Source organism: Kitasatospora sp. NPDC054939 (assembly GCF_053610105.1).
In genome coordinates this window covers 1-22296 of sequence record NZ_JBSGXP010000026.1, presented here as the reverse complement: position 1 = coordinate 22296, position 22296 = coordinate 1, and the positions used below count along the sequence as shown (strand labels likewise).

19 protein-coding genes are annotated in these 22296 nt (G+C 75.0%); 14 read left to right on the top strand and 5 right to left on the bottom strand.

The features are described from left to right. Positions 1–60: 60 nt before the first annotated feature. The 3 genes from ACWGB8_RS10505 (at position 61) to ACWGB8_RS10495 (ending at position 2410) form a co-directional block, all read left to right on the top strand. Positions 61–888 (top strand): glutamate racemase, encoded by an 828-nt coding sequence (locus ACWGB8_RS10505; RefSeq protein ID WP_452212213.1) that lies wholly within the window; start codon positions 61–63, stop codon positions 886–888. Positions 889–1322: 434 nt separating this feature from the next. Continuing rightward, positions 1323–1781 carry a transposase gene (locus ACWGB8_RS10500; protein ID WP_452212211.1) on the top strand — a complete coding sequence of 153 codons (459 nt, stop codon included), beginning with the start codon at positions 1323–1325 and terminating at the stop codon, positions 1779–1781. 239 nt (positions 1782–2020) lie between these two features. After that, positions 2021–2410, top strand: a complete 390-nt coding sequence (locus ACWGB8_RS10495; protein ID WP_452212209.1) for a hypothetical protein — start codon at positions 2021–2023, stop codon at positions 2408–2410. Positions 2411–4264: 1854 nt separating this feature from the next. Here the strand turns inward: ACWGB8_RS10495 and ACWGB8_RS10490 are convergent. Next, positions 4265–5155: a polysaccharide deacetylase family protein gene (locus ACWGB8_RS10490; RefSeq protein WP_452212208.1), complete on the bottom strand. Its 891-nt coding sequence runs from the start codon at positions 5153–5155 to the stop codon at positions 4265–4267. Positions 5156–5863: 708 nt separating this feature from the next. Here ACWGB8_RS10490 and ACWGB8_RS10485 point away from each other — a divergent pair. The 6 genes from ACWGB8_RS10485 to ACWGB8_RS10460 all read left to right on the top strand — a co-directional run bounded on the left by ACWGB8_RS10485 (position 5864) and on the right by ACWGB8_RS10460 (position 10958). Continuing rightward, complete coding sequence (locus ACWGB8_RS10485) at positions 5864–6139, top strand: hypothetical protein (protein WP_452212206.1); 276 nt, start codon at positions 5864–5866, stop codon at positions 6137–6139. Positions 6140–6664: 525 nt separating this feature from the next. Further along, complete coding sequence (locus ACWGB8_RS10480) at positions 6665–7498, top strand: polysaccharide deacetylase family protein (protein ID WP_452212204.1); 834 nt, start codon at positions 6665–6667, stop codon at positions 7496–7498. Next, entirely contained in the window at positions 7491–8768 is a 1278-nt protein-coding gene (locus ACWGB8_RS10475) for a glycosyltransferase family 4 protein (protein ID WP_452212203.1), read from the top strand. The genes ACWGB8_RS10480 and ACWGB8_RS10475 overlap by 8 nt, the downstream gene beginning before the upstream one ends. 48 nt (positions 8769–8816) lie before the next feature. Then, entirely contained in the window at positions 8817–9653 is an 837-nt protein-coding gene (locus tag ACWGB8_RS10470) for a sugar transferase (protein ID WP_452212201.1), read from the top strand. A 62-nt stretch (positions 9654–9715) separates the two neighbouring features. Next, complete coding sequence (locus tag ACWGB8_RS10465) at positions 9716–10462, top strand: NeuD/PglB/VioB family sugar acetyltransferase (RefSeq protein WP_452212199.1); 747 nt, start codon at positions 9716–9718, stop codon at positions 10460–10462. Between the two features lie 10 nt (positions 10463–10472). After that, positions 10473–10958, top strand: coding sequence for an NUDIX hydrolase (locus tag ACWGB8_RS10460; protein ID WP_452212197.1), 486 nt, complete (start codon positions 10473–10475; stop codon positions 10956–10958). A gap of 67 nt (positions 10959–11025) precedes the next feature. On the opposite strand, the gene ACWGB8_RS10455 is transcribed toward ACWGB8_RS10460, so the two are convergent. Then, positions 11026–11955 carry an NAD-dependent epimerase/dehydratase family protein gene (locus tag ACWGB8_RS10455; protein WP_452212195.1) on the bottom strand — a complete coding sequence of 310 codons (930 nt, stop codon included), beginning with the start codon at positions 11953–11955 and terminating at the stop codon, positions 11026–11028. Between the two features lie 199 nt (positions 11956–12154). Further along, positions 12155–12595 carry a PTS-dependent dihydroxyacetone kinase phosphotransferase subunit DhaM gene (locus tag ACWGB8_RS10450; RefSeq protein WP_452212279.1) on the bottom strand — a complete coding sequence of 147 codons (441 nt, stop codon included), beginning with the start codon at positions 12593–12595 and terminating at the stop codon, positions 12155–12157. A gap of 487 nt (positions 12596–13082) precedes the next feature. Here ACWGB8_RS10450 and ACWGB8_RS10445 point away from each other — a divergent pair, with 487 nt between their 5' ends. The 3 genes from ACWGB8_RS10445 to ACWGB8_RS10435 all read left to right on the top strand — a co-directional run bounded on the left by ACWGB8_RS10445 (position 13083) and on the right by ACWGB8_RS10435 (position 16224). Further along, positions 13083–13322 (top strand): DUF397 domain-containing protein, encoded by a 240-nt coding sequence (locus ACWGB8_RS10445; protein ID WP_452212278.1) that lies wholly within the window; start codon positions 13083–13085, stop codon positions 13320–13322. A 743-nt stretch (positions 13323–14065) separates the two neighbouring features. Continuing rightward, positions 14066–14560, top strand: coding sequence for a hypothetical protein (locus tag ACWGB8_RS10440; RefSeq protein WP_452212193.1), 495 nt, complete (start codon positions 14066–14068; stop codon positions 14558–14560). Between the two features lie 437 nt (positions 14561–14997). After that, positions 14998–16224 (top strand): acyl-CoA dehydrogenase family protein, encoded by a 1227-nt coding sequence (locus ACWGB8_RS10435; RefSeq protein WP_452212191.1) that lies wholly within the window; start codon positions 14998–15000, stop codon positions 16222–16224. 127 nt (positions 16225–16351) lie between these two features. Here ACWGB8_RS10435 and ACWGB8_RS10430 read toward each other — a convergent pair whose 3' ends face one another. Beyond that, positions 16352–17455: an aminoglycoside phosphotransferase family protein gene (locus tag ACWGB8_RS10430; RefSeq protein WP_452212277.1), complete on the bottom strand. Its 1104-nt coding sequence runs from the start codon at positions 17453–17455 to the stop codon at positions 16352–16354. A 652-nt stretch (positions 17456–18107) separates the two neighbouring features. Here ACWGB8_RS10430 and ACWGB8_RS10425 point away from each other — a divergent pair. Next, on the top strand, positions 18108–19592 hold the full coding sequence (locus tag ACWGB8_RS10425) for a DNA-binding protein NsdB (protein ID WP_452212189.1): 1485 nt from the start codon (positions 18108–18110) through the stop codon (positions 19590–19592). A gap of 196 nt (positions 19593–19788) precedes the next feature. On the opposite strand, the gene ACWGB8_RS10420 is transcribed toward ACWGB8_RS10425, so the two are convergent. Further along, positions 19789–20352, bottom strand: coding sequence for a hypothetical protein (locus tag ACWGB8_RS10420; protein ID WP_452212188.1), 564 nt, complete (start codon positions 20350–20352; stop codon positions 19789–19791). Between the two features lie 271 nt (positions 20353–20623). Here ACWGB8_RS10420 and ACWGB8_RS10415 point away from each other — a divergent pair, with 271 nt between their 5' ends. Then, positions 20624–22135, top strand: coding sequence for a HEAT repeat domain-containing protein (locus tag ACWGB8_RS10415; protein WP_452212186.1), 1512 nt, complete (start codon positions 20624–20626; stop codon positions 22133–22135). Positions 22136–22296: the final 161 nt, after the last annotated feature.

Here is a 22296-nt window from a genome sequence, read left to right as displayed (position 1 = left end):
ACGCCCGGCCCGCCGACTTCTCCGGGGCCCGACCCGGCGCATCGACTAGAGTCTTCACCTGTGAAGATCGCACTGATGGACTCCGGAATCGGCCTGCTGGCCGCCGCCGCCGCCCTGCGCAAGCTGCGCCCGGACGCCGATCTGGTGCTCTCCTCCGACCCCGCCAGCATGCCGTGGGGCCCCCGCGCCACCGACGAGGTCACCGAACTCGCCCGCGGCTGCGCCCGTGCCGCCGCGGCCCACCGCCCGGACGCCCTCGTCGTCGCCTGCAACACCGCGTCCGTCCACGCCCTGGCCGCCCTCCGCGCCGAACTCGAACCCGGCCTGCCCGTCATCGGTACCGTCCCGGCGATCAAGCCCGCCGCGGCACTCGGCGGCCGCGTCGCGATCTGGGCCACCCCCGCGACCACCGGCAGCGACTACCAGCGCGGGCTGATCCGCGACTTCGCCGGACCGGCCGAGGTCACCGAGGTCGCCTGCCCGGGCCTCGCCGACGCCGTCGAACGCGGCGACGACGTGGCCATCACCGCCGCCATCGCCGACGCCGCCGACCGCACGCCGGCCGGCACCGCGGCCATCGTGCTCGGTTGCACCCACTACGAACTCGTCTCCGAACTCATCCGCGCCGCCGTCGCCCCGACCGCCGCCCCCGGGCTCACCCTGCACGGCTCCGCGGACGCCGTCGCCGCCCAGGCCCTGCGCCGCATCGCCGACTCCGGCCGCGCCACCGCCCCGGGCAATGGCACCCTCACCGTCCTCCACGCCGGCCGCCCCGCCACCCTCCCCGACGCCGCCACCCGCTACCCCGAGGCCGCCGCCCTCCTCGACCCCTTCACCACCACCGCCCCGGCGGTCCCCGCGGCACCGGTGGCCGCCCGCGCCGTCTGACCCCACCTGTCCGAACCGCCCTGGGGCGTCCCGCCTCCCCAACGGGACTCGCCAGGCCGGCCCCACCCGGCCCGACCGCACGGCCTGGCCCGCGCCCACCCGGACGTACTGCCGAACGCCCGTCCGGCGCTCCGGCCGAAGCCGCCGACGAGCGACCTCAAGCGGCTGGCCGCCGTCAGGCGCCAACAGCCCGGGAAGCGCCTTGTGGAGCGGCCCGGCGACGACTCGACGACTCGACGGATCGCTGCCGGAGCTGCGGCGCTTGGTGCCCCCCGCTCCGCGAGTACCACCCCGGCCCGCGCCGCGCATCCGACCTGTAGCTCTGCTTGTCGAGGACGCGCTCGGCGATCAGATGCCTCGATGCTCGCTCTCCTGCAGCCTCTCGACGCCACCTGCCGGGCCGCCGGCGAACGCGCACAGGCCGTCGAGCAACTGTGCCCCCAGCACCCCGATGCGGAGATCCTGCTCGGCTTCCGGCCTCGGCACGGCTACCCGCCCGCGTGCTGGTCGAGGTCGGCGACGCGACCGCAGGGATTCGCTTCGACGGCGCCCGCGGCCTCAAGGCCTCCGCCGGGGAGGCGCCGGTCACCCGTGCTTCCGGCAAGAAGAGCCGCATCGGTCGGCGCACGGTCGGGAACGACCGCCTCCTGCGCGCCGCGCCGGGCGAGGGAGCCCACTACCGCGCTCGCCGCGAACACGGAGCCGGGCACGCCACCGCCCAGCGCCGCCTGCTCAACCGTCTGCTCGGCCGGCTCCACCCCGGCCTCCAGCACCACGAACGGTTCGACGAGCACACCGCCTTCCCCGCACCTGCGCGCACCGCAGTGGCGGGCCGACCGGTGGCTCCGCTTACGGGGAGTCCTGCACCGCTACGGCTGTTGACACCCCGGTGAGACAGACTGCCCGCCATGACAACGGCTGATCACGACGTCCTGACCTCCTGGAACCGCATCGGCACCTGGCTCACCGCGAACACTCGACAAGCCCCGGTGAGGCCCGCACCGGATGCCGCCCGCCTGGACGCGTTCGACGCGGGCCTCGGTCTGCCCCTGCCCGCAGACCTGCGGGCCTGGTGGCTGCTGCCCAACGTCAGCGCTAGCCATTGGATTCCGGAGGCGTTCGCCCCGTCACGTTGGACGAGGCCCTGGAGACCCACGGGATCTGGCTCCTGGTCGCCGAACAGGAAGGCGACTCGTCCAACGCGAACGGCCGGCCCGAGACCCGCTACCAGCGGGAGTTCATGCCGATCGCGCTCAGCCCCGGCGGCGACGGACCGATCGTCGACCTGCGCCCCGGTGACACCCGCGGCGCGGTACACCTCTGGGACAGCGAGACCGGGATCCTGGACCTCCCCCAGTGGCCCTCGGTCACCGCGATGCTCCAGGACATCGCCCACGCCTTGGAGGCCTGTACACCAGCACTACTGAGCCATGCAGCCCTCGGTGGCTCTCAGCAACCCAGCGCGGCCACCGTCAACGACGCACTCGTTCTCACCTGGCAGCCCACCGCTCAAGGCCGCTGATCTGACCCTGGCTGCTTGACACCCGACTGCCCACTGCGCAGCGGGTCGTCAGCGCGGTGTGCCGCGGCAGGGTGGCCCGCGAGAAGTCGGCGGGTTCGACTTCTGGCGCGGGCGGGGCTGAGTCGTCGTCCGTGTCGGCCTGCCCTCCTCCCTCCGTGTGTCTCCGGTTGGCGACCCCCGCCGCCGTGTACGCGTCGAGCCGGGCCGCAGGTCCGGTAGCCCGCCCAGACCCGGGAAGCCAAATATGCAGACCGGTCTACATGGGACCTGAATGGCCGGGCGCGCACCTCGTTGGCAGCGGGGTCTGGGCGACGGGGGAGGGTGCTTCGAGGCGGGTGCGGCCTGATCTGGGGCGGCAGGTCGGAGAACCCGGTCAAGTGCAGTTGGTGGATGAGAGGGCGACGGCCGAGGCCCCGTGCGTGGGCCGGGTGTCGCCGTCGAGGGTGGTTCCGCGGCGCCCTCGCGACCGCCGACCAGGGCCCTCGGCTACTGGGCGACCTCGGGGTGGCGGTCCGGAGCGGCGAAGGGGTGCCGCAGCGGTGGTGGGGCCTGGTCGACGCGGTCGGCCCACCTGCCCGACCCGGACGCGAATCGGGAGAATGGAGTCTGTACCGAGCCCTCGCGGGCGCCTGCCGGCTTCGCACTGTTCTCGGAAGTCGGGGTGCCCACACGCGGGGGATGCGCTGCCGGCGGGTGGACGGCCTGTTCGCCGACCGCAGGCCGCGTCCGCCGGTTCCGCTGGTGCTGATCGGGCTGTGCACCCGAGGAGCCGCTGGTCGACGTGTTGCCCCGACCGCATTGCGCCGAGCGCGGGTGGTTCGAACCCTGGGCGCCGACCCGCCACGCGGTGGGTGCGGCGGTTGCCACCGTGCGGCCGTCCGTGCTCGGCGGAACCCTGGCTGACACCGCCCTCGTCGGTGGCAGCATCGACCGTCCGCCGTTGAACGCCCGTCCGAGCCCGGGGCGCCGGGCCCGGTTGGATGTCATGGCCGACGGGTGGACGGGTGTGAGTGGACGGCCGACCGCCTTGGGCGGGATGTGCCGGCTCGACGGGACGTCGTCGCGGACGGCCCCGGCTGCACTGCGCGCCTGGCCGGCAGTTCGGTCGGCGGTGGGACGTCTTGCGTGACTGGCTCGGGCCGGCCTGCAGGTTCGGAGTCGGGGTGCCGCCCGGGGCGCGCTCGTACGTCGACGGGAGCTCACTGTCGTGCACCGGTGGCCGGCCCGACCTGAGCACGGATATGCAGACCGGTCTACAGAGGAGACTCATGCCCAACTGAATATGTAGACCGGTCCAGAGACTCAGCACCCGCCCCCCTCGGGACCGATTATGTCGACCGGTCTACATAACAGCGGCACCGTCAACCCTGTGCGCCGGAAGCCGGCGGCTGGTCCGACTTCCGGCGCACAGGGGAGCGACGAACCGCCGGGAGCGCGCCCGGCGGGAGGGTGGCCGCGGACGCCGCAAAGGCGGCAACGGTGCTGAACAAGTCGAGCGGTCGCGTGAACAAGGGGCGATCTAAGACCGACCGGCAATTGGCGGGTGGGTGAAGGAGCGGCGTCGGGGTGCGTGCATCGGCGGTGCGGAGGAGGGAGTCCATGCGGTGGGGGCACCTCCCGGCCGAAGGCTGGGGGCCATCGGCGACTGACGACAAGCCGGCGAGGTGCGTGCCCCGGGGACGCGACGCCGCCCCCCAATTGCCGGTCGGTCTAAGGGGCGATCTGGCGAGCGGGGCGACAACAGCGGTCAGCAATCGGCAAGCAGTGGCGCAGACAAAAGGTCGAGAACGATCACCGATCAACGATCAACGTGTGCAGCACAACAGGGTCAGGAGGCGAAGCCCGGCAGCTCCCTCAGGCCACGGCCTGGCCGCGCCAACGGCGGTAGGCGGGTTCGAGGCCGGAGAGGATGGTGTCGAAGCGGTGGGTGCTGGTGGTGGAGTCGACCTGGAGGCGGCTGATCTGGAGGGGGTGCTCGGGGAGGCGCGGGCCGAGCCGGTGGTCGGAGAGGAAACCGAGCCGGTACCCGAGCTCCTGCAGGACGGCCTCGGCGCGCGGGTCGTGTCCGCCGTCGGGGTAGGCGAAGGCGCTCGGCGGTTCACCCAGCCAGCGGGTGAGCGCCTCGTGGGCGCCGGTGATCTCGCTGCGCACCGTGGCGTCGTCGCACCGGCCCAGGCAGGGGTGCCCCTGGGTGTGGTTGCCGATGGCGACGCCGCCCTCGCGCAGGGCGATCAGGTCGGCGGGCGTGAGCTGTTCCTGCCGGGGCGGCCGGCGGTCGGCGCTCACCCTGAGCTCGTGCAGGCTGCGGCGGCGGTCCGGGTCGGGCAGTGCCTTCAGGTGGCGCAGCAACTGGCCGGGGTGCCCGCAGTCGAGCGAGCGGGCGCGTCCGCCGTGGCGGGCGAGGAAGTCGGCCTCGTGCCACCAGAACGGCTTCTCCGTGCCGATCAGTTCCGAGATCACGAAGGCTGCGGCCGGGATGCCCCGGGCGTTGAGGGCGGGGAGCGCATGGGTGAGGACACTGCGGTCGGCGTCGTCGAAGGTCACCAGGACGCTGCGTTCGGGCAGCGGTCGGCGTTCGGCGACGGCCTGCTGGACGGCGGTCAGCGAGACGGGTGTCGCGAGTCTTCGCAGCCGGTCCAGCTGGGCGCCGAACGAGTTCGGGTCCGTCACCCCGTGGTACGCGAGGACGGCGAGCCGCTGCGCCGCCCGGGCCCGGAAGATCGGCTGGACGGGCGCGAACCGCAACCAGTCCTGGCGCCGGACGGACCCGCGGCGCGTCCCCTCGCGCGCCGGGGCAGCCGCCTGCTCGGGGGCGGCGTGAACCGGGTCGGCGCGGGTCGGCTCGGCGCGGGTCGGCTCGGGGTGAACCGGCTCAGTACGGGTCGGCTCGGTACGGACCGGCTCCGGGCGCCCCGGGTTGCGCCCAGGGCCCCGGTACAGGCCGTGCGCCGGCTCGCGCGCCGGCGCGGACGGAGTGGACGTCGGCACGGACGAGAGCTGCGGCGCCGTATGGGACTGCGGCACGGTACGGGACTTCATGGCATGGGACTGCGGCACGGTTCCCCCTCGGTCGCCGATGCGGCGTGGCGGTACCGCCGGAGGACGGGGCCCGCCTCCGACACCAGGGCGCGGCGGCTCCGCCCCCTGGGTTCTCCGGTCCGCGGCGGGGACTCCCAACCCGCACCGCGGATGGCTCCTGGATCGCTCAATGTAGTGGAGACCGATACACCCCGTAGATGGTTGTACGGGACGACGAGGATTTTTGGCGGGAAGGGAATCACCGCCTCCCGCGCTCCCGCAGCGCTCCCCCTGCGCCCCCGGGCCGCCCCATCCCGCCCCTCCCGGCCACCCCGCCCCGCCCCGCCGGGCCACCCGTCCCACCTGCCCGGGCCACCCGTCCCACCTGCCCGGGGACACAGGACAGCGGGCCCGCCCCGGGGTACCTTGGGTCTCATGGCAGATGCGGAACGTGATCACTCCCACCACCACCTCCACCGCTCCCGCCGGCACCACTACTGCAGCGGAGCCGGGCTGGTCACGCACCAGCTCCCGCTCGCGGTGATCGGCGTGGCGTGCCTCGTGCTGGGCATCGTGGTGGCCTTCGCGGTTCCGGAGAGTGACGGCCCCGCATGGGCGATGGCGGTGGCCGGTTCGCTGGCGACGGGCGTCCTGCTGCTCGGCCGGATCGTGTTCGCCCGCTTCCGCCACCGCGGCGGCGCCGCGCTCTGAGACGCAGTCCCCATACGGCCCGGAGCACCGGAGCCCGGAGCACCGGAGCCCGGAGCACCGGAGCCCGGAGCCCGGAGCACCGGAGCCCGGAGCACCGGAGCCCGGAGCACCGGAGCCCGGAGCACCACAGGGCACCCGAACGCCCCGGAACCCCGGGTCACCGCCTGGCGCCCCCAGCTGCCCCGCCCTGACCACGCCGCCCGCCCCGCCCCCGCGGAACCACTCGCGCCCGGGCGCCTCTCCCTCCCGCCCCGGGCGCCGTCCGCACTCCCTCCCGCCCCGCCCGCGAACCGCCCGGGCGGCCCCTCCCGGTCAGATCGGCCGATTTTCGGCCCATCACCGAACTCCTCCGCGCATCTTTCACAATTCCGGGGCAGCAGCCCCACAGTTCCCCCTACTGTGATTGGCGTCCGATACCCGTCCGGTGTACCGGTACGGCTCACCGGCCCATCGGGTCGACGGGCCAACTGCGCCGGACAGGCGGTCACTTGAAGGCGCCGGGGAGGGCGCTGAAGAGGGGGAGCAATGAGTGGCACCGCCGCGCCCGGGGCTGCCGGTGGGATCCGTGCCCAGGTGAAGCGCCGACTGGCGAGCCGGGTGGGGGACCGACCGGGAGAGGGCGCCACGGTCCTGATCTACCACCGGGTCGGCGGCGGCAGCTCGGACGAGCTGGACGTCGCGACCGCCGACTTCGCCGCCCAGGCGGACCTGTTGGCCGAACTGCCGGCCGGCCGGGTGGTCTCGCTGGACGAGGCCGTCGACCGGCTGGACGCCGGGCGGCGCACGCCCGGGGTGGTACTGACCTTCGACGACGGGTTCGCCGACGTCTACGACAACGCGTGGCCGTTGCTGCGCGAGCGCGGGCTGCCGTTCACCGTGTACCTCGCGAGCGGGCACGTGGGCGGCGAGATGCGCTGGGAGGGGTCGACGGCGAAGACCACGGGGGCGCCGGGGCTCAGCTGGGAACAGTTGCGCGAGATGGCGGCCTCGGGCCTCTGCACGGTCGCCAACCACACCCGTAGCCACGCCCGTCCCGAACTGCTCTCCACCGCGGAACTGGACGCGTGCAACGACGACGTCGAGGAGCACCTCGGGGTCCGCCCGCGCCACTACGCCTACACCTGGGGCGTGCCGGTACCGCACATGGAGCCGGCCCTGCGCTCCCGCTTCCGGACCGCCGTGACCGGCGAGGTCGGGCGCAACACCCCGGGCGGCGACCCGGTACGGCTGCGCCGGGTGCCGGTCCGCCGCACCGATCCGATCGACTTCTACCGCGCCAAGCTGTACGGCCGGCTGATACCCGAACGGGCCTACGCCCGGATCGTGGCGACCGCGAAGGCGGTGGGTGCCCGTGCCTGACCAGCAGCCCGCCCGACACCAGCAGCCCGACCAAGAACCCAGGCCCGACCACCAACCCGCGCCGCCCGACCACCAACCCGAGCCCGACCACCAGCCCCCCGTCCTGCCCCGCCTCCGCGGCCCCGGTGGGCGCCGGCTGCGGGTCGCCCACCTCACCACCGTCGACATGAGCCTCCACCTCCTCCTCGCCACCGAGTTGAAGGTCGATCTGGAGGCCGGCTTCGAGACGTACGGCATCAGCGCGCCCGGCCCGTACGTGGAGCAGCTGGAGGCGATCGGCGTCCGGCACGAACCGCTGCACGCGCTCACCAGGGCCTGGCACCCGCGCGCCGATGCCGCCGCCGCCCGTGAACTGCTCGCCGTGGTCGACCGCCTGCGGCCCGACGTCCTGCACACCCACAATCCCAAGACCGGGGTCCTCGGCCGGATCATCGGGCGCCTCGCCGGGGTACCGGTGGTGGTCAACACCTGTCACGGCCTCTGGGCGCAGGCCCACGACCCGTTCGCCAAGCGGGCGTTCGTGCTCGGGGCCGAGGCGCTGGCGGGCCGCTTCTCGCACGCCGAGCTGTACCAGAACGGGGAGGACCGCCGCACCCTGGCCCGCGCCGTACCGGCCCGCCGTTCGCGGGTGGTCGGCAACGGCGTCGACCTGACCCGGTTCGCCGTCGACCCGGGTGCCCGGGCGCGCGACCGGGCCCGGCTGCGCGCCGAGTTCGGGGTGGGGGAGGACGAGCTGCTGGTCGGCGGGGTCGGCCGCAGGGTCGCCGAGAAGGGCATCCGGGAGTACGCCGAGGCGGCCCGGGCGCTGGCCGGCAAGGCCCGTTTCGTGTGGATCGGCCCGGACGACCCCGACAAGCCGGACGCGCACGGCGCCGAGTCCGGCGTGGAGTTCCCCGGCGCCCGCAGCGACATGCCCGCCGTCTACGCGGCCCTCGACGTCTTCGTTCTTCCCTCCTACCGGGAGGGGTTCTCGCGCTCCGCCATGGAGGCCGCCGCCGCAGGCCTGCCGATGGTGCTGAGCGACATCCGCGGCTGCCGGGAGATCGGCAGCCACCACGAACACCTGTTGCTCGCCCCGCCCGGGGACGCCCGGGCCCTCACCGGCGCGCTGGACCGGCTCCTCACCGAGCCCGGCCTGCGCGAACGGCTCGGTGCCGCAGCCCGGCTCCGCGCCACGGCGCACTTCGACCAGCGCACCGTCGCCCGGGTCTCGCTGGAGACCTACGCGGCCGTCGCCCGCGCCAAGGGTCTGCCCTGGACGGTCGGCTGAGCCCACCCACACCACACCGCATCACCCGCATCAGGGGGAAGGACCGTCATGAAGCGAGGGGGGGACCTCGCGGTCACCGTTCTGGCCGGGATCGTCGCTGTACCGCTCGGCCTGGTGATCGCCCTGCTGATCCGCTGCACGATGGGCGGACCGGTGCTCTTCCGTCAGACCCGGACCGGACGGTTCGGGAACGAGTTCCAGATCCTGAAGTTCCGTACCATGCGGGACAAACGGTTCCCCGACGAGCCGGACGCGCCCCGCATCACCCGGCTCGGTGAACTGCTCCGCCGCACCAGCCTGGACGAGCTGCCGCAGCTGTGGAACGTGGCGCGCGGCGAGATGGGTGTCATCGGACCCCGGCCCACCCTGCCCGAACAGGTCGTCCACTACTCCCGCCGCCAGCGCGGCCGACTCGACGTCCGCCCCGGTCTCACCGGCTGGGCCCAGGTCCAGGGCCGCAACTCGATCACCTGGCCGGAGCGCATCGAGCTCGACCTCTGGTACGTCGAGCACCGGTCGCTCCTGGTGGACCTGCACATCCTCGCCCTGACGGTGAAGGTGCTGCTGCGCCCCACCGGGATCACCGCGGCCGGCGGCGTCAACCCGGGCTTCCCGGCGCCGACCGAGCCCGTGGACGCCCCTGCCGCCGCCACCGCGAGCACCACACCCGTCACCATGGCGACCGTCGCCACCGCACCCGTCGCCACCGCGCCGCTCACGGCCTCCGCACCGCTCACCGCACCGCCGGTGGCCGTACCTCCTGTGGCCGTACCCGCACCCGCACCCGCGGCCGCCGTCCGTGCGACGATCACCCTGCCCCGCCAGGCCGTTGCACCGCGCCTGGCCAAGCCCGTCCGGGCCGCCGCCGTGGAGGAGGCCTCCTGAACACCCGACGACCGACCGCGCAGCAGACCGACACGCCGCACAGCGACACTCAGCACACCAACATGCAGCACAGCGAGCAGACCGACCGGCAGGCCGATCGGCACACCGACCGCCCGGCCGGACTCTGGATCGCCGGTGCGGGGGGCGTCGGCCGCGAGGCGCTGGACACCGCGCTCGCGGCCGGGGTCCCGGTCGCGGGGTTCCTCGACGACCGGCAGCACGGCGCCACGGTGCGCGGGCTGCCGGTCCGGCGGCCGGGCGCGATCCCGCCGGGGGCCCGCTACCTGGTGGGCATCGCCGATCCGGCCGTCCGGCTGCGGCTGGCCGCGCTGCTGGACGGCCTCGGGGCGGAGCCGGCGACCCTGGTGCACCCCCGGGCGATCGTCGCGCCGGACACCGTCCTCGGGCCGGGCTGCCTGGTGATGGGGGGCGCGTATGTGTCGAGCAGCGTACGCCTGGGGGCGCACAGCCAGGTGCACTACAACGCGACGGTCGGGCACGACAGCGTCCTGGGCGAGCGGGTGACGGTCTATCCGGGCGGCAACGTGTCGGGTGCCGTGCTGCTCGCGGACGGGGCGACCGTCGGCAGCAACGCGGTGGTGCTGCAGGGCCGGAAGGTCGGCGCGGGCGGGTTCGTGGGCGCGGCGGCCGTGGTGACCAGGGACGTCCCACCGGGCGAGGTGGTGGTCGGCTCCCCGGCCCGCCCCCTGGCCCGCCGCTCGCCGGACTCCCGCCGCGCGACGGACCACCCGGCGGGCCCCCACCACCCCACGGACCATCCGCCGGACGGCGCATCCCGCGTCGACTAGGGTCGCGGGCATGGCCATTCCCGCGTTCCTCGCCGAACTCCGCTCCGTCGTGGGCACCCGTCCGCTCTGGCTCAGTGCCGCAGTCCCGGCCGTCTTCGAGGACGGCCGGGTGCTGCTCGTCCAGCGCGCCGACGACGGCCGCTGGGCGCTGCCGGGCGGCATCATCGAACCCGGTGAGCAGCCGGCCGACGGGGCCGTCCGCGAGTGCCTGGAGGAGACCGGGGTGCTGGTGGAGCCGGAGCTGCTCGCCTCGGTCGCCGTCTCGCCCGAGGTCACCTATCCGAACGGGGACGTGACCCAGTACCTGGTGCTGATCTTCCGCTGCCGGGCGGTCGGCGGCGCGGCCCGGGTGAACGACGACGAGACGCTGGACGTGGGCTGGTTCGCGCTGGACGAGCTGCCGCCGATGGACGGGACCGAGCACCGCTGGCTCCGGCAGGCGCTGGAGGCGGAGGGCCCGGCGGTGTTCGACTGGGCAGGCGCAGTCAGCGCCTGACGGCCCCGGCCGGCCCCGCCGACGCCCGGACGCCGCCGCCCGGACGCCGCCGCCCCCGCCACCCGCCTCAGAGCGTGCCGAACCACTCCGCGGTCTGCTCCAGCCCCAGCCGCAGCGGCACCGGAACGACGTCCGGGAACAGTTCGCGCAGCCGGGAGTTGTCCGCCTGGGAGTCCCGGACGTCGCCGGACCGCGGTTCGGTGTGGGCGACCTCCAGCGGGCGGTCCAGCACCGACTCCAGCTCGCCGACGAGCTCCAGCAGGGTGGTGCGGGTGCCGAAGGCCAGGTTGACCGGATCGGGGTGGACCACCCGGCGCAGCACGGCCTGGGTGATCACCTGGGTGACCGTCCCGACGTAGGTGAAGTCGCGGCTCTGGCCGCCGTCCCCGTGCACCGTGAGCGGGCGTCCGTCCAGGGCCGCGTCCAGGAACGCGGGCACCACGGCGGCGTAGGCGTGCCCGGCGGGCTGCAGCGGGCCGAAGACGTTGAAGAACCGCAGCGGCAGCACGCCGAGGCCGTAGCAGTGGTGGTAGGCGGCCAGGTACGCCTCGGTGGCCAGCTTGCTGACGGCGTACGGGCTCATCGGGGCCGTCCGCATGGTCTCGCGCTTGGGTAGTTCGCGGTTGGCGCCGTACACCGAGGACGACGAGGCCGCCGCGACGTACAGGCCGCCGGCGCGCCGGGCCGCCTCCAGGACCTCCAGGGTGCCGGTGGCGTTGGCGTGGTGGCTGGCCAGCGGGTCGGCGACCGAGCGCGGGACGGAGGGCAGTGCGGCGAGGTGGACGACCGCGTCGGCACCGGTGAACGCCTCGTCGAGCAGGCCGGGTTCGAGGATGCTGCCCTCGAACAGCACGGCGTCGGTGCCCGCCAGGTTGGCCTTGCGGCCGGTGGAGAGGTTGTCGACGACGCGGACCTGGTCGACCTCGGGGCTGGCGAGCAGCGCCCGGACGAGGTTGGCCCCGATGAACCCGGCTCCGCCGGTGACGACCACGCGCATGCCTGAGGATCCCCCCTCCGAGCGGCGGGCCCCGCGGCCCGTCCAGCGCCGATCGTAGCCGGGCGGTCACCGGCCGTGGGCCGGAACGGTGAAGAAGTCGCGGAGGCCGGCCACCCGGCCGCCGGGCATGTCGACTGCCGGGCACCTCGGCTGCCGTCCGAGGGCCCGGGTCCCGCCCGTCGGGCGTCCGGTGCGCGGTTCAGTCCTTGCGGTGCCGGTAGGCCTCCTCGGCGGCGTCCAGGACGGCCGCGAGGTCGCCGCCGGCGGTGGCGGTGGCGACGGCGGCCACCGCGCCCTCGACGAACGGCGCGTCGGCGAAGCGCACGGGGAACGGCAGTCCGTGCTCGTCCGCGTCTGCCAGCAGGGCCCGTACGGTGCCGACGGCGCTGCCCAGGTCGGCGAGGATCACCACGCCGTGGCCCTGGTCGACCCGGCGGGTGGCGGCGGCCACCAGGACGGCGCTGATGCCGGGGCCGTCCCCCAGGGTGCCGCCGGTGCCGACCACGGGGGCGGGGGAGTCGGAGGAGGCCAGGGTGATCGCCAGCGCGCCGACGGCGGCGGCCAGCTCCTGGCTGTGCGAGACCAGCACGACGCCGACCCGGCCGTGCGCGGGCGGCCGGCCGGGGGTGGGGCGGGGCAGCGGGGTGCGGCCGGGCGGGGTGCGGGGCGCCGGGGGGTGGGCGGAGGGCGCGTCGGAGATGGGGATGACATCGGCGCGGGTGCCGTCCCGGCGGCTCATCGGCTGCTCCTGGGGGCGTTCGGTCGGGGCTTCCCACACTCTGGCAGTTGTCCGCCGCCCCGAGCCGCAGGACGCGCGACGCGCCGTGGGCCCCGTCCGGCCCCCGGACAGGCCCTGGCGCGCGCCCCGGACACGCCCTAGCACAGCGGGGCGCCCGGCGGGGCGGGTCGGGCGCGGTTCGGTACGGGCGGGCGGAGTCCTCGTCAACTCCGCCGACCAGGGGCGGCGGTGTGACTAGGCTGGCTGTCGACAGGACGTCGGGAGGAGAGCCGCAGTGACGAACGTGGAGACGGCCGGGGAGTCCGTCGCGCAGACCGTGGGAGCGCAGACCCTAGGAGCGCAGTCCGTGGGGCCGCAGTCCACGGGGACGGCCGGGGGAGCGCAGTCCGTGGGCACGGCCGGGGGGATCCAGCAGCCGGCGGCGAACGGGAAGCCGAGGGTCGACTTCACCGGTGCCGAGTGGCTGTGCAGCAGCCAGGGCGTCGGCGACGTGCAGATCGCCTTCGTGGACGGCTACATCGGGATGCGGGACGGGCGCCAGGAGGACGGGCCGGTTCTGGTCTTCACCCCGGGGGAGTGGCGGGCGTTCGTCCTCGGGGCGCGGGACGGCGAGTTCGACCTGACCTGAGGGTGTCGGCCGGGCCGTGTGCCGGCCCGGTGTCGCCACCCGTTCGGCCGAGCGGGTCCCGTCCGGGACCCGCTTTCGGGCCTGTCCGTTTCGGGACGCTTGCGGTCAGATCACGATTGAGCGTGACCCGTCAGGATTTCTGTTGACTGCTGGACAAACGCAGCTCACAGTATGAGCACAGGCAGACGCCGTGCCCACCGCCCCCACGCGGCCAGACACGGCGCCTGCTGTGCGGCCCGGCAGTGCTGCCGGACCTCCTCCCAGTAATCCCCTGCGCACCGGGGTGCGTCGGCCGGTCCCGACCCCACGAATGGGGCCGGCAGTCGCCGGGAGGGTGGCGCCGAAACCGAGAGCGACTCGGAGCCGGTGCCGTTGCTCGGGACCCGCACGCCCCCACGCGGCGGCGTCCCGAGCAGGTCCGCGAGTGCGACGGGCCGGGGCCCCGCGGACCTTGCTCTGTGACATGTGAACTGTTGGCTTGTGTGTGTGCTGTGCGGTGTGCGGACGACGAAGCTGGGTGCTCGGCGGTTCGGCACGACAATGTGCACAGTGAGGGAAACGCGTGTAGGGCCGCGTTGCGACATGCCGTCCCCCCGGAGGGTGAGACCCAGAACGGCTGTCGTGCTGAACCGAACGTAGCCCGGACGGTTGCTCAGAGTCAACATTGGTCTCTGAGCGTGGATCACCGACCACCGCCCGACCCACCCCGCGAAGGCGGTGTGCCGGGCACGTACGATGTTCCCATGTCTTTTCTCCGCCGTCGCTCCGGACAGCCCACCGGCCCGGACTTCGACGTGCTCGCGATGGATCCGGGCGACTGGCCCGGCGACTTCGGTGCAGCCATGATGACCGGCCCGGACGGCTCCTGCCAGGGCATTTTCCTGCGCTACGACCTGTTCGGCGGCAGAGGCCCGGCGATGTTCATCGGCAACCTGCCGGAGGGCTCGCCGGCCCGCGACAGCGGTGACAGCGTCCCGTTCGAGATCCGGCAGCTGCTGGCCGCGCTGGAGAACGAGGAACCGGTCGAGTTCGTCTCGGCCGAGGACTTCCCGGTCATGCTCGGGGACGACCTGCTGATCGTGAAGAAGGTCAAGGTGAGCGAGGAGCGGGTGTTCTGCTCCCAGTTCGGGCGCAGCGACGGCGTCCAGGTCACCATCGCCTCCTGGGACCGGCCGATTTCGGACGACCTCTACCAGCTGCTCAAGCCGCTTCCGGCGGACATGTTCCAGCAGGGCTGATTCCGGTTCCGGACCGGCCGCTTCCGGCCAGTTCCGCGGACGGTGCGCAGCCCGGTCGGGCGGGTCCGGAACCGGGCCCGTGCAGGTCGCAGCCGTACCGTACCGGCGGCGCCGGTTCCGGTACGACCGGTCCGGCCGGTACCGCTCCCCGGGCGCTGCTTGACGGTTTCGATCACTGCTTCGTACAGTCGCGAACATGTCGTGCCGTCTCCCGCTGCTGACCCGCCGCAGTTACCTCGACCTGCGGCGAACCGCCAGCGCGGTGTGTCCGGGTCGCTGAGGGGATCCGTCCCCGAGGCGGTACGCGGTCGGCCCCAGGGCCGGGCCGCTCCGGGCCGTGCACCGAGCACCTCCGGGCCGCCGACCGGTCCCGCACGCCCGTACCGGCGTGCCGCCCGCAGTTGCCGAGCCACGCTGCCGCCCGGAGGCACCTCCCCATGACCAGCACGACCGCCGTCGAACCCTCGCCCGTCGCCGCCGCCCTGGCCGGCCTGCCCCGGGTGGTCGACCTGCTCGCGGCCCGCGCCGAGGAGCACGACCGGGACGCGACCTTCCCGTACCAGGGCATCGAGGCGGTGCACGAGGCCGGACTGCTCACGCTTACCGTCGACCGGCGGTACGGGGGCCCCGGCGGCACGCTGGCCGACACCGTCCGGGTGCTCGGCCAACTCGGCCGCGGCGACGCCTCGGTGGCCGTGCTCACCGCGTTCACCCTGCTCCAGCACGCCGAGCAGGCCCGGGTGGCGTTCTGGCCGACCGCCGGCTACCGGCGGCTGCTCGCCGAGTCCCGGCGCGGTCCGGCCCTGGTGAACACGCTCGCCGCCGAGCCGGGCGGGCACGGCGGACTCCCCGCCACGATCGCCCGACGGGACGGCGACGGCTGGCTGCTGACTGGCCGAAAGACGTACTGCGCCGGCGCCGAGGCGCTCGCCTGGATGGCGGTGACCGCGCGGACCGACGAACCGGTGCCCCGGGTCGGCACGTTCCTGGTGCGCGGCGAGAGCGAGGGCGTCGAGGTGGACCCGACCTGGGACCAGCTCGGCCTGCGTGCCAGCGCCAGCCACGACGTGGTGCTGGCGGACGTCCGGGTCCCAGCCGAACTGGCGCTCGGGCTCGGCGGCCCGGCCACCGCCCGCAGCGGACCCGCCGGCTCCCGGCGGGGCGGCCCGGCCCCGGCCGACGGCGCCCCGGCCGTGCCCGCCGCCGAACTCACCCGCGCCTGGCGGGACCTCGCACTCGCCGCGGTCTCCGTCGGGGTGGCCCGCTCGGCCCAGGACTGGCTGGTCCGCTTCCTCAACCAGCGGACCCCGGCCAACCTCACCGAGCCGCTCGGCACCCTGCCCCGCTACCGCTGTGCGCTCGGCGAGATCGAGGCCCAGCTGATCGGCGCCGAGGAGCTCGTCCACGGCCTGGCCCCCCGGGTGGACGCGGTCGAACCGGACGCCGTCGCCCGGACCGGCCCCGCCCACCTGCTCGCCGCGCGCGCCGCGACGGCCGCCGTGCAGCAGGCCGTCGCGCTCACCGGCAACCCCGGCCTGAGCCGGCGCCACCCGCTGGAGCGCTACCTGCGCGACGTGCTCAGCAGCCGGGTGCACTCCGCGCCGGACGAGGCCGTCCTCGACGCCGCCGGCCGGGCCGCCCTGGAGCGCGGCACCCAGCGCTGACCCCGCGGCGAACGACCGGCCCACCGGCCCACCGACCGCTCTGCCCCTGGGGACCGCGGGACCGCCGGATCTCCGGGGACCGCCGGGCCCCCGATCAGCCCCGGGCCCCGGATCAGCGGGCCCCGGATCAGCGGGTGCCGACGGCAGCGCGGACCGCCCGGCGGGCCAGCGCGGCGTCGTCGTACAGCCGGCGGATCATGATCCGCTGCTCCTCGCCGGCGCCCGGCACGTCGTACAGCCGGATCTCCCGCATCAGCACCAGCACCAGGTTGACCAGGAAGGCGTCCCGGGCGAGGGTGCCGCCGCTCTGGGCGAGCTGGCTGATCTGGCGGCGGGCCGCGGTGTCGCCGGACAGCACGCTCCACAGCACCGCGAGGTCGTAGCCCGGCAGGTACCAGCCGGCCTGCTCCCAGTCGACCAGCACCGGCCCGGACGGCGCCAGCAGCACGTTGCTGAGCAGCGCGTCCCCGTGGTTGAGCTGCAGCGGGGTCTGCGACAGGCCGTGCAGCAGCCCGCGCAGGTCGCCGGCGTCCCGGTCGGTCAGCTGGCCGACCGAGTGGTAGCGGGCGATCTCCAGGCCGTAGTCCAGGCGCGGCTGGAACACCTCGGTCGGGGGGCGCCACAGGTTGAGCGTGCGCAATGAGCCGAGCACCGCGCGGATCTCGCCCGGGGTGGGGGCGTTGACCGGGTGGCGCTCCCGGGCGGCCGGCCGGCCGGGCACCCGCTCCATCACCAGCACGCAGCGGTCGTGGTCGGCGGCGACCAGCCGGGGCAGCCGCACTGGCGGACGGTGCCGGACGAACGCGCGGTAGACCGCCACCTCGTGGTGGAAGTCGGCGACCAGCTGCTCGAAGTACTCGGCCCGGGACGCCTGCGGGGCGAGGCACTTGGCGACCACCGGGGCACGCCCGATGGTGCCCGCGACCAGGATGTGGCGGCTGCCCTCCCGCAGCACCTGGCGCGGCGTGAACGCGGGGCATATCCGCGCGACCCCGGCGAGCGCGGCCCGCACGGCCGGCGTCTGCAGGGCGGCCGGGTCGATCCGCTCGGGGCCGCCGGTCTGGCCGGGCCGCTGCGGTCCGCGCAGCCGCTCCGGTCCGGTCCGGCCGACGCCGGGGTGCGCCGCGCCGGGGGGGACGGCCCCCGGTCGGACGATGCCCGGGCGGACGGCCCCCTGGCGCGGGGTGGCGAAGCGGGGTACGCCGAACGCGGTCGGCTCGGCGGTGCGCAGCCCCAGCGCCGTACGACCGGCCTGGCCCCGCGCGTCCGTGCTCCGGCCGTCGGTGCCGTGCGGCGCCGCGGGGCGGCTCTGCGGCGGCTGCTTGGGGCCCGGACGGCCGGCGGCTGCGGTGGGGGGGCGCAGCGCGGTGCGGGGCGAAGCTGCCGCGGGGGAGGTCGCTGAGGGGTACATGGGGTGAGGGTGGTCCCTTCCTGGTCCGTCGACGGGCTGCCCCCTGGGGCGGGGGGCGGGGCCGGTCCGCGGTGCTCCTGGCGCGGTGGCGGCCCTGATCGGTGCGAACGGGTGGAGCGCGAGCGCCGGGCACGGACGCGGGGCCTTCACCCCTGCTGCGGCCGTCCGGAGCCGCCGCACCCTGGGGAATGCGGCGGCCGGACTGCCGTGGCCGTGCCCGGCGCCCCCGCGCCACCCGGCCGCGCCACCCCCTCGGGTGAGGACCGGGAACGCCCCCCGACACGTCCGGGGGAGTACCCCGGTGCCGCCGTGGGGCGCCTCCCGACCCGAGGGGCGAGGTGGCGCACCTCTACATCACACCCGGACGGCACTGGTACGTAATGTGGCGAGCCCTGGCGAAGCCTGGCGAATGCTCGCCTGGCACATGACGGAGCGCTAGTTTCGAAGCAGCCGAGGAACCTGGGGGCTTCACTTGAGCAAGGGACCCAACACCCGACTCGCCGATCTGTTCGTCCTGACCGGATGGTCCAAGGGCGAGCTCGCACGGCTGGTCAACCGGCGCGGTGCCGCGATGGGGCAGCAGCAGCTCTCCACCGACACCTCGCGGGTCCGGCGCTGGATCGAGCAGGGGGAGATCCCCCGCGATCCGGTGCCGAGGGTGCTGGCGGCCGTGTTCACGGAGCGGCTCGGCCGTGTCGTCACCACTGAGGACCTCGGTCTGGAACGACACCGGCCCACCAGGTCCGGGGCGGCGCAGCCCCCCTCAGTGCTCTGGGAGCCGGATCGGACGGCCGCGGTCCTCACCGAGTTCACGGGAATGGACCTCATGCTCAACCGACGTGGATTGGTGGGCGCGGGCGCCGCGCTCACGGCCGGGGCGGCGATCGCCGACTCCCTGAAGGGCTGGCTCGGCGGGGACGCGGTCGCCCACGCGGCCTCCGTGCCCGGCCCCAGGCAGGTGCTCACCCAGGGCGGTGCCCGCCCGGTGGTGGACGTGTACGACGCCGGCCCGGTCGGCCTCGACGAGGTCGAGGCGCTGGAGCGCTCGGTGGAGGTGTTCCGGGCCTGGGACGCCGCCCGCGGCGGCGGCCTCCAGCGCAAGGCCGTGGTCGGCCAGCTCAACGAGGTCGGCGGCCTGCTGACGCACCGCCACAGCCCGGCGGTCGAACAGCGGTTGTGGATGGTCGCCGCCAACCTCGCCGTGCTCGCCGGCTGGATGTCGCACGACGTCGGCCTGGAACCGACCGCCCAGAAGTACTTCGTGATCGCCGCCGAGGCCGCCAAGGAGGCCGGGGACCGCCCCCGGGCCGGCGAGGCCATCTCCCGGGCGGCGCGCCAGATGGTGCACCTCGGCCGGGCCGACGAGGCGCTCGACCTGATGTCGGCCGCCAGGGCCGGCGGCACCGCCCGGGCGCTGCCCAGAACCCGGGCCATGCTGAACACCGTGGAGGCCTGGGCGCACGCCTCGATCGGCCACGCCCAGGAGACCCGGCGGCTGCTCGGCGAGGCCGAGGACCTCTTCGCCGAGGAGAACACCGAGCCCACCCCGTCCTGGATGCAGGTCTTCGACGAGGCCGAGCTCCGCGGCATGCAGGCCCTGGTGCTGCGCACCCTCGCCGAGCACGACCCGGGCGCGGCCCGGCAGGCGGGCCGGTGCGCGGAGCAGGTCATCAGGCTGCGGGAGGGCACCGGGCAGCTGCGCTCCGCGCTGTTCGACCGGATCACCCTCGCCTCGGTGCACTGGCAGACCGGCGAGCCGGACGCGGCGGCGTTCCAGACCAAGATGGTGATGAACCTGATCGGCCAGAACTCCTCGCACCGCACCTGGGACCGCCTGCGCGAGATGTACCGGCTGACCGCCCGCTACCGGGGCCTGCCGCAGGTCGACGAGCTGCGCGCCGAGCTGGGGCGCGAGCTGCGGGTGGCGGATTCGAAGAACCGCCCGAAGCTCGCCTGAGCCCCGGGCCTCCGCGGCCCGGCCTTCGTGGTCCGGCCTTCGTGGTCCGGTCCTTGCAGTCCGGTCCTTGGGGCCCCGGGCCCTACGGGCACGGTTGTACGGACTGGTTCGTTCGCGCGTCGTTCGTTCGGCGTCATTCGTTCGCGCGTCGTTCGGGTACGGGCTCGCTCGTGCCCGGTTGTGGTTCCGGACGGCGTCAGGCCGCGCGCAGCCGCATCCGCAGGGCGGTCACCGTGCCGTCCGTACCGAGTACGGGCTCGCCCTCGCACTCCACCGCGCCGAGTCCGTGCACCTCGACCAGCCCCGCCGGGCTGCGGCCGTGCACCAGCGCGTCGGTCATCATCCGGCGCAGCTGCGGGCGGTCCGCCTCGGCGAGCCGGTCGGGCAGGCGGTCGAGGCTGAGCGGGCCCAGGCCGGGATCACAGCCGAGCAGGCGGAAGATCTCGGGCGACCAGTGGACGTGGTCGGTCAGCAGGTCCCATTCGGCGGTCCCGGTCGTGCCGGGGGCGGGGACCGGAACGGGAGCGGGGCAGCGGTCGGTCGCAGGGTCGTGAGGGGTGGCGGGGTTCTCGGGGTCGCCCTCGTCGTCCGGGGCGCCGTTCGTGTCGCCGTCCGCGGCGCTGTCCGGGCCGGGCACCGACCCGGCGGCGGCCGCGGGGGCCGGACGGGTGTCGGTCGTCCCGGAGGCGTCGGCCCGTCCGGCCGCGCCCGCCTCCGCGGCGGTGCCCGGGGGCCGGGCGGCGGGGGAGGGCAGGCTCATATCGGGTCCAACGGGGCCGGGGGCGGGGGGCTGTGAGACGACTGTCGCACAGCCGCATCCTCCCCGTGGGGGATTTGAACAGATCCTTGCAGAATTCCCGTGGCATATGCCAATGGGGCGGGAGGGCCGATCGCCCTGTGTGCGGCGGGGCCATTCAGGCGGTAACCTTCGGTGATTCCGGCGCCCGGGCGCCCACCCGCAGTACCTGACCAGAGACCCCGGCGACGGAAATCCCGTTGCCACTACGACCGCCGCAACGGATGCTGACCTCATGTTCGAGCCAGTGATAGCACCCAGTGCCAGCCTCCTCGGCCTCCTGCAGCGAGGCCGCGGTGACGGGCAGCTCCATGCGCTGGCCGCCGACCGCACCGAGGCCATCGCCGCCCTGGAGGAGTGCGTCACCAGCGACCCGAGAGCCGATTGGCAGGTCGAGAACCGCTCCCTCTACTACGCGCGCCTGTACATGGAACTGGAGGCCCCCCTCGACGGGATCGAGGACCACCTCCACTCCCCGGCCGACCTCGTCGAGCACGACGAGAGCCGCACCGGGCTCGCCCTCTCCGTCCTCGGCCACCTCGCCGCCTACGGCCGGCGCGACGCGCTGCTGATGCTGCGCGAGTACGCCGCCACCGGCACCAACTGGTCCTGGGCCCTGGACGAGCTGGCGCTGCGCGACGACGACCGCGGCCTGCTGCTCCTCGGTACTGCCGTACTCGACCGCTTCCCACCCGGCCCCGAGGGCGACGCCGAGCTGCGCACCACCATCCGCGGTGCGTACGAGCCCCGGCCCTGGCGGCTGTGGGCCGCGTACCACCCGCGGGTCGCCGCGGCGAGCGAGCAGTCACCCTTCGACCTCTGGCAGCGCCAGCTGAACCGCAGCGGCGTCACCCCGGGCTGGAGCACCGCCGACGTGCTCGCCTGGGCCGACCAGGGCGACCTCGGCAACCTCGGCGCCGGCGCTTTCTCGCAGACCGACCGTCCAGACCGCGGCTCCGGCCACGGCCAGTCCGACGGCGACGGCCCCGACGCGGGCGACCGCCGGGCCGCCGCCGCAGCCCGCTGCCTCGCCGCCGTCGTCCGCCCGGAGGACCGCCCGGTCCTGCTGGACGCAGCCCGCACCGGCCTGCCCGGTGCCCGCCGGGCCGCCTTGCGCCACCTGGTCGACCGCCGCGACCCCGCGGCCGCCGAGCTGATCGAGGCCGCCGCCGCCGACGTCGACGACCGGATCGTGCGTTCCGCCCTGGAACTGCTCGGCCGGATGCGCGGCCCGGAGGCCCTCGCCCACGCCCGCCGCTGGGCGGACCCCGACACCGGCGGCGCCGACAGCGCCCTCGGCGAGGCCGCCGTCCAGCTGCTCGCCGACGCCGGCGAACCCGGCGACGCGCCGCTGGTCGTCGACGGGCTGCGCCGCTGGGTCTCGGTGCGCGGGGCCAGCGGCGCCGGACTCGGGACGCTGGTCGACGGTGCGGGGCGGCTGGCCGCCGCCGGAGCCGTCCCCGTCCTGCGCCACATCTACGGCGAGGCCGCCTCGTCCGAACTGCGCGGGCGCGCCGCCAGGGCGCTCGCCGCCACCGATGTGCACTTCCCCGAGGGCCCGGCCGTCGAGTGCCTCTGGGACTGCGAGGAGTCGACCAGGGAGCTCGCCGCCCGGCATGTCGCCACCACCGGCGACGCCCGCGTGCTGGAGCGCCTGCGGCGTCTCGCCGCCGACCCGGCGGAGGAGGCCGAGGTCCACGCGGCCGTCCGCGGCCGACTGACGGCCGCCCGCGAGCGCCGGCGCTGACACCGGCTCCGGTGCTGACACCCCCGTGCGGGCGGTGGAGCGCGGACCCGGGCGCAGGCGGCAGTGTGCTGACACCCGTGCGCGGGCAGCGGCTCGGCCGCCTCCGGCGCACAGGGGGGACATGAGTACGGCGGAGGCCGGGCACCCGATCGGGTGCCCGG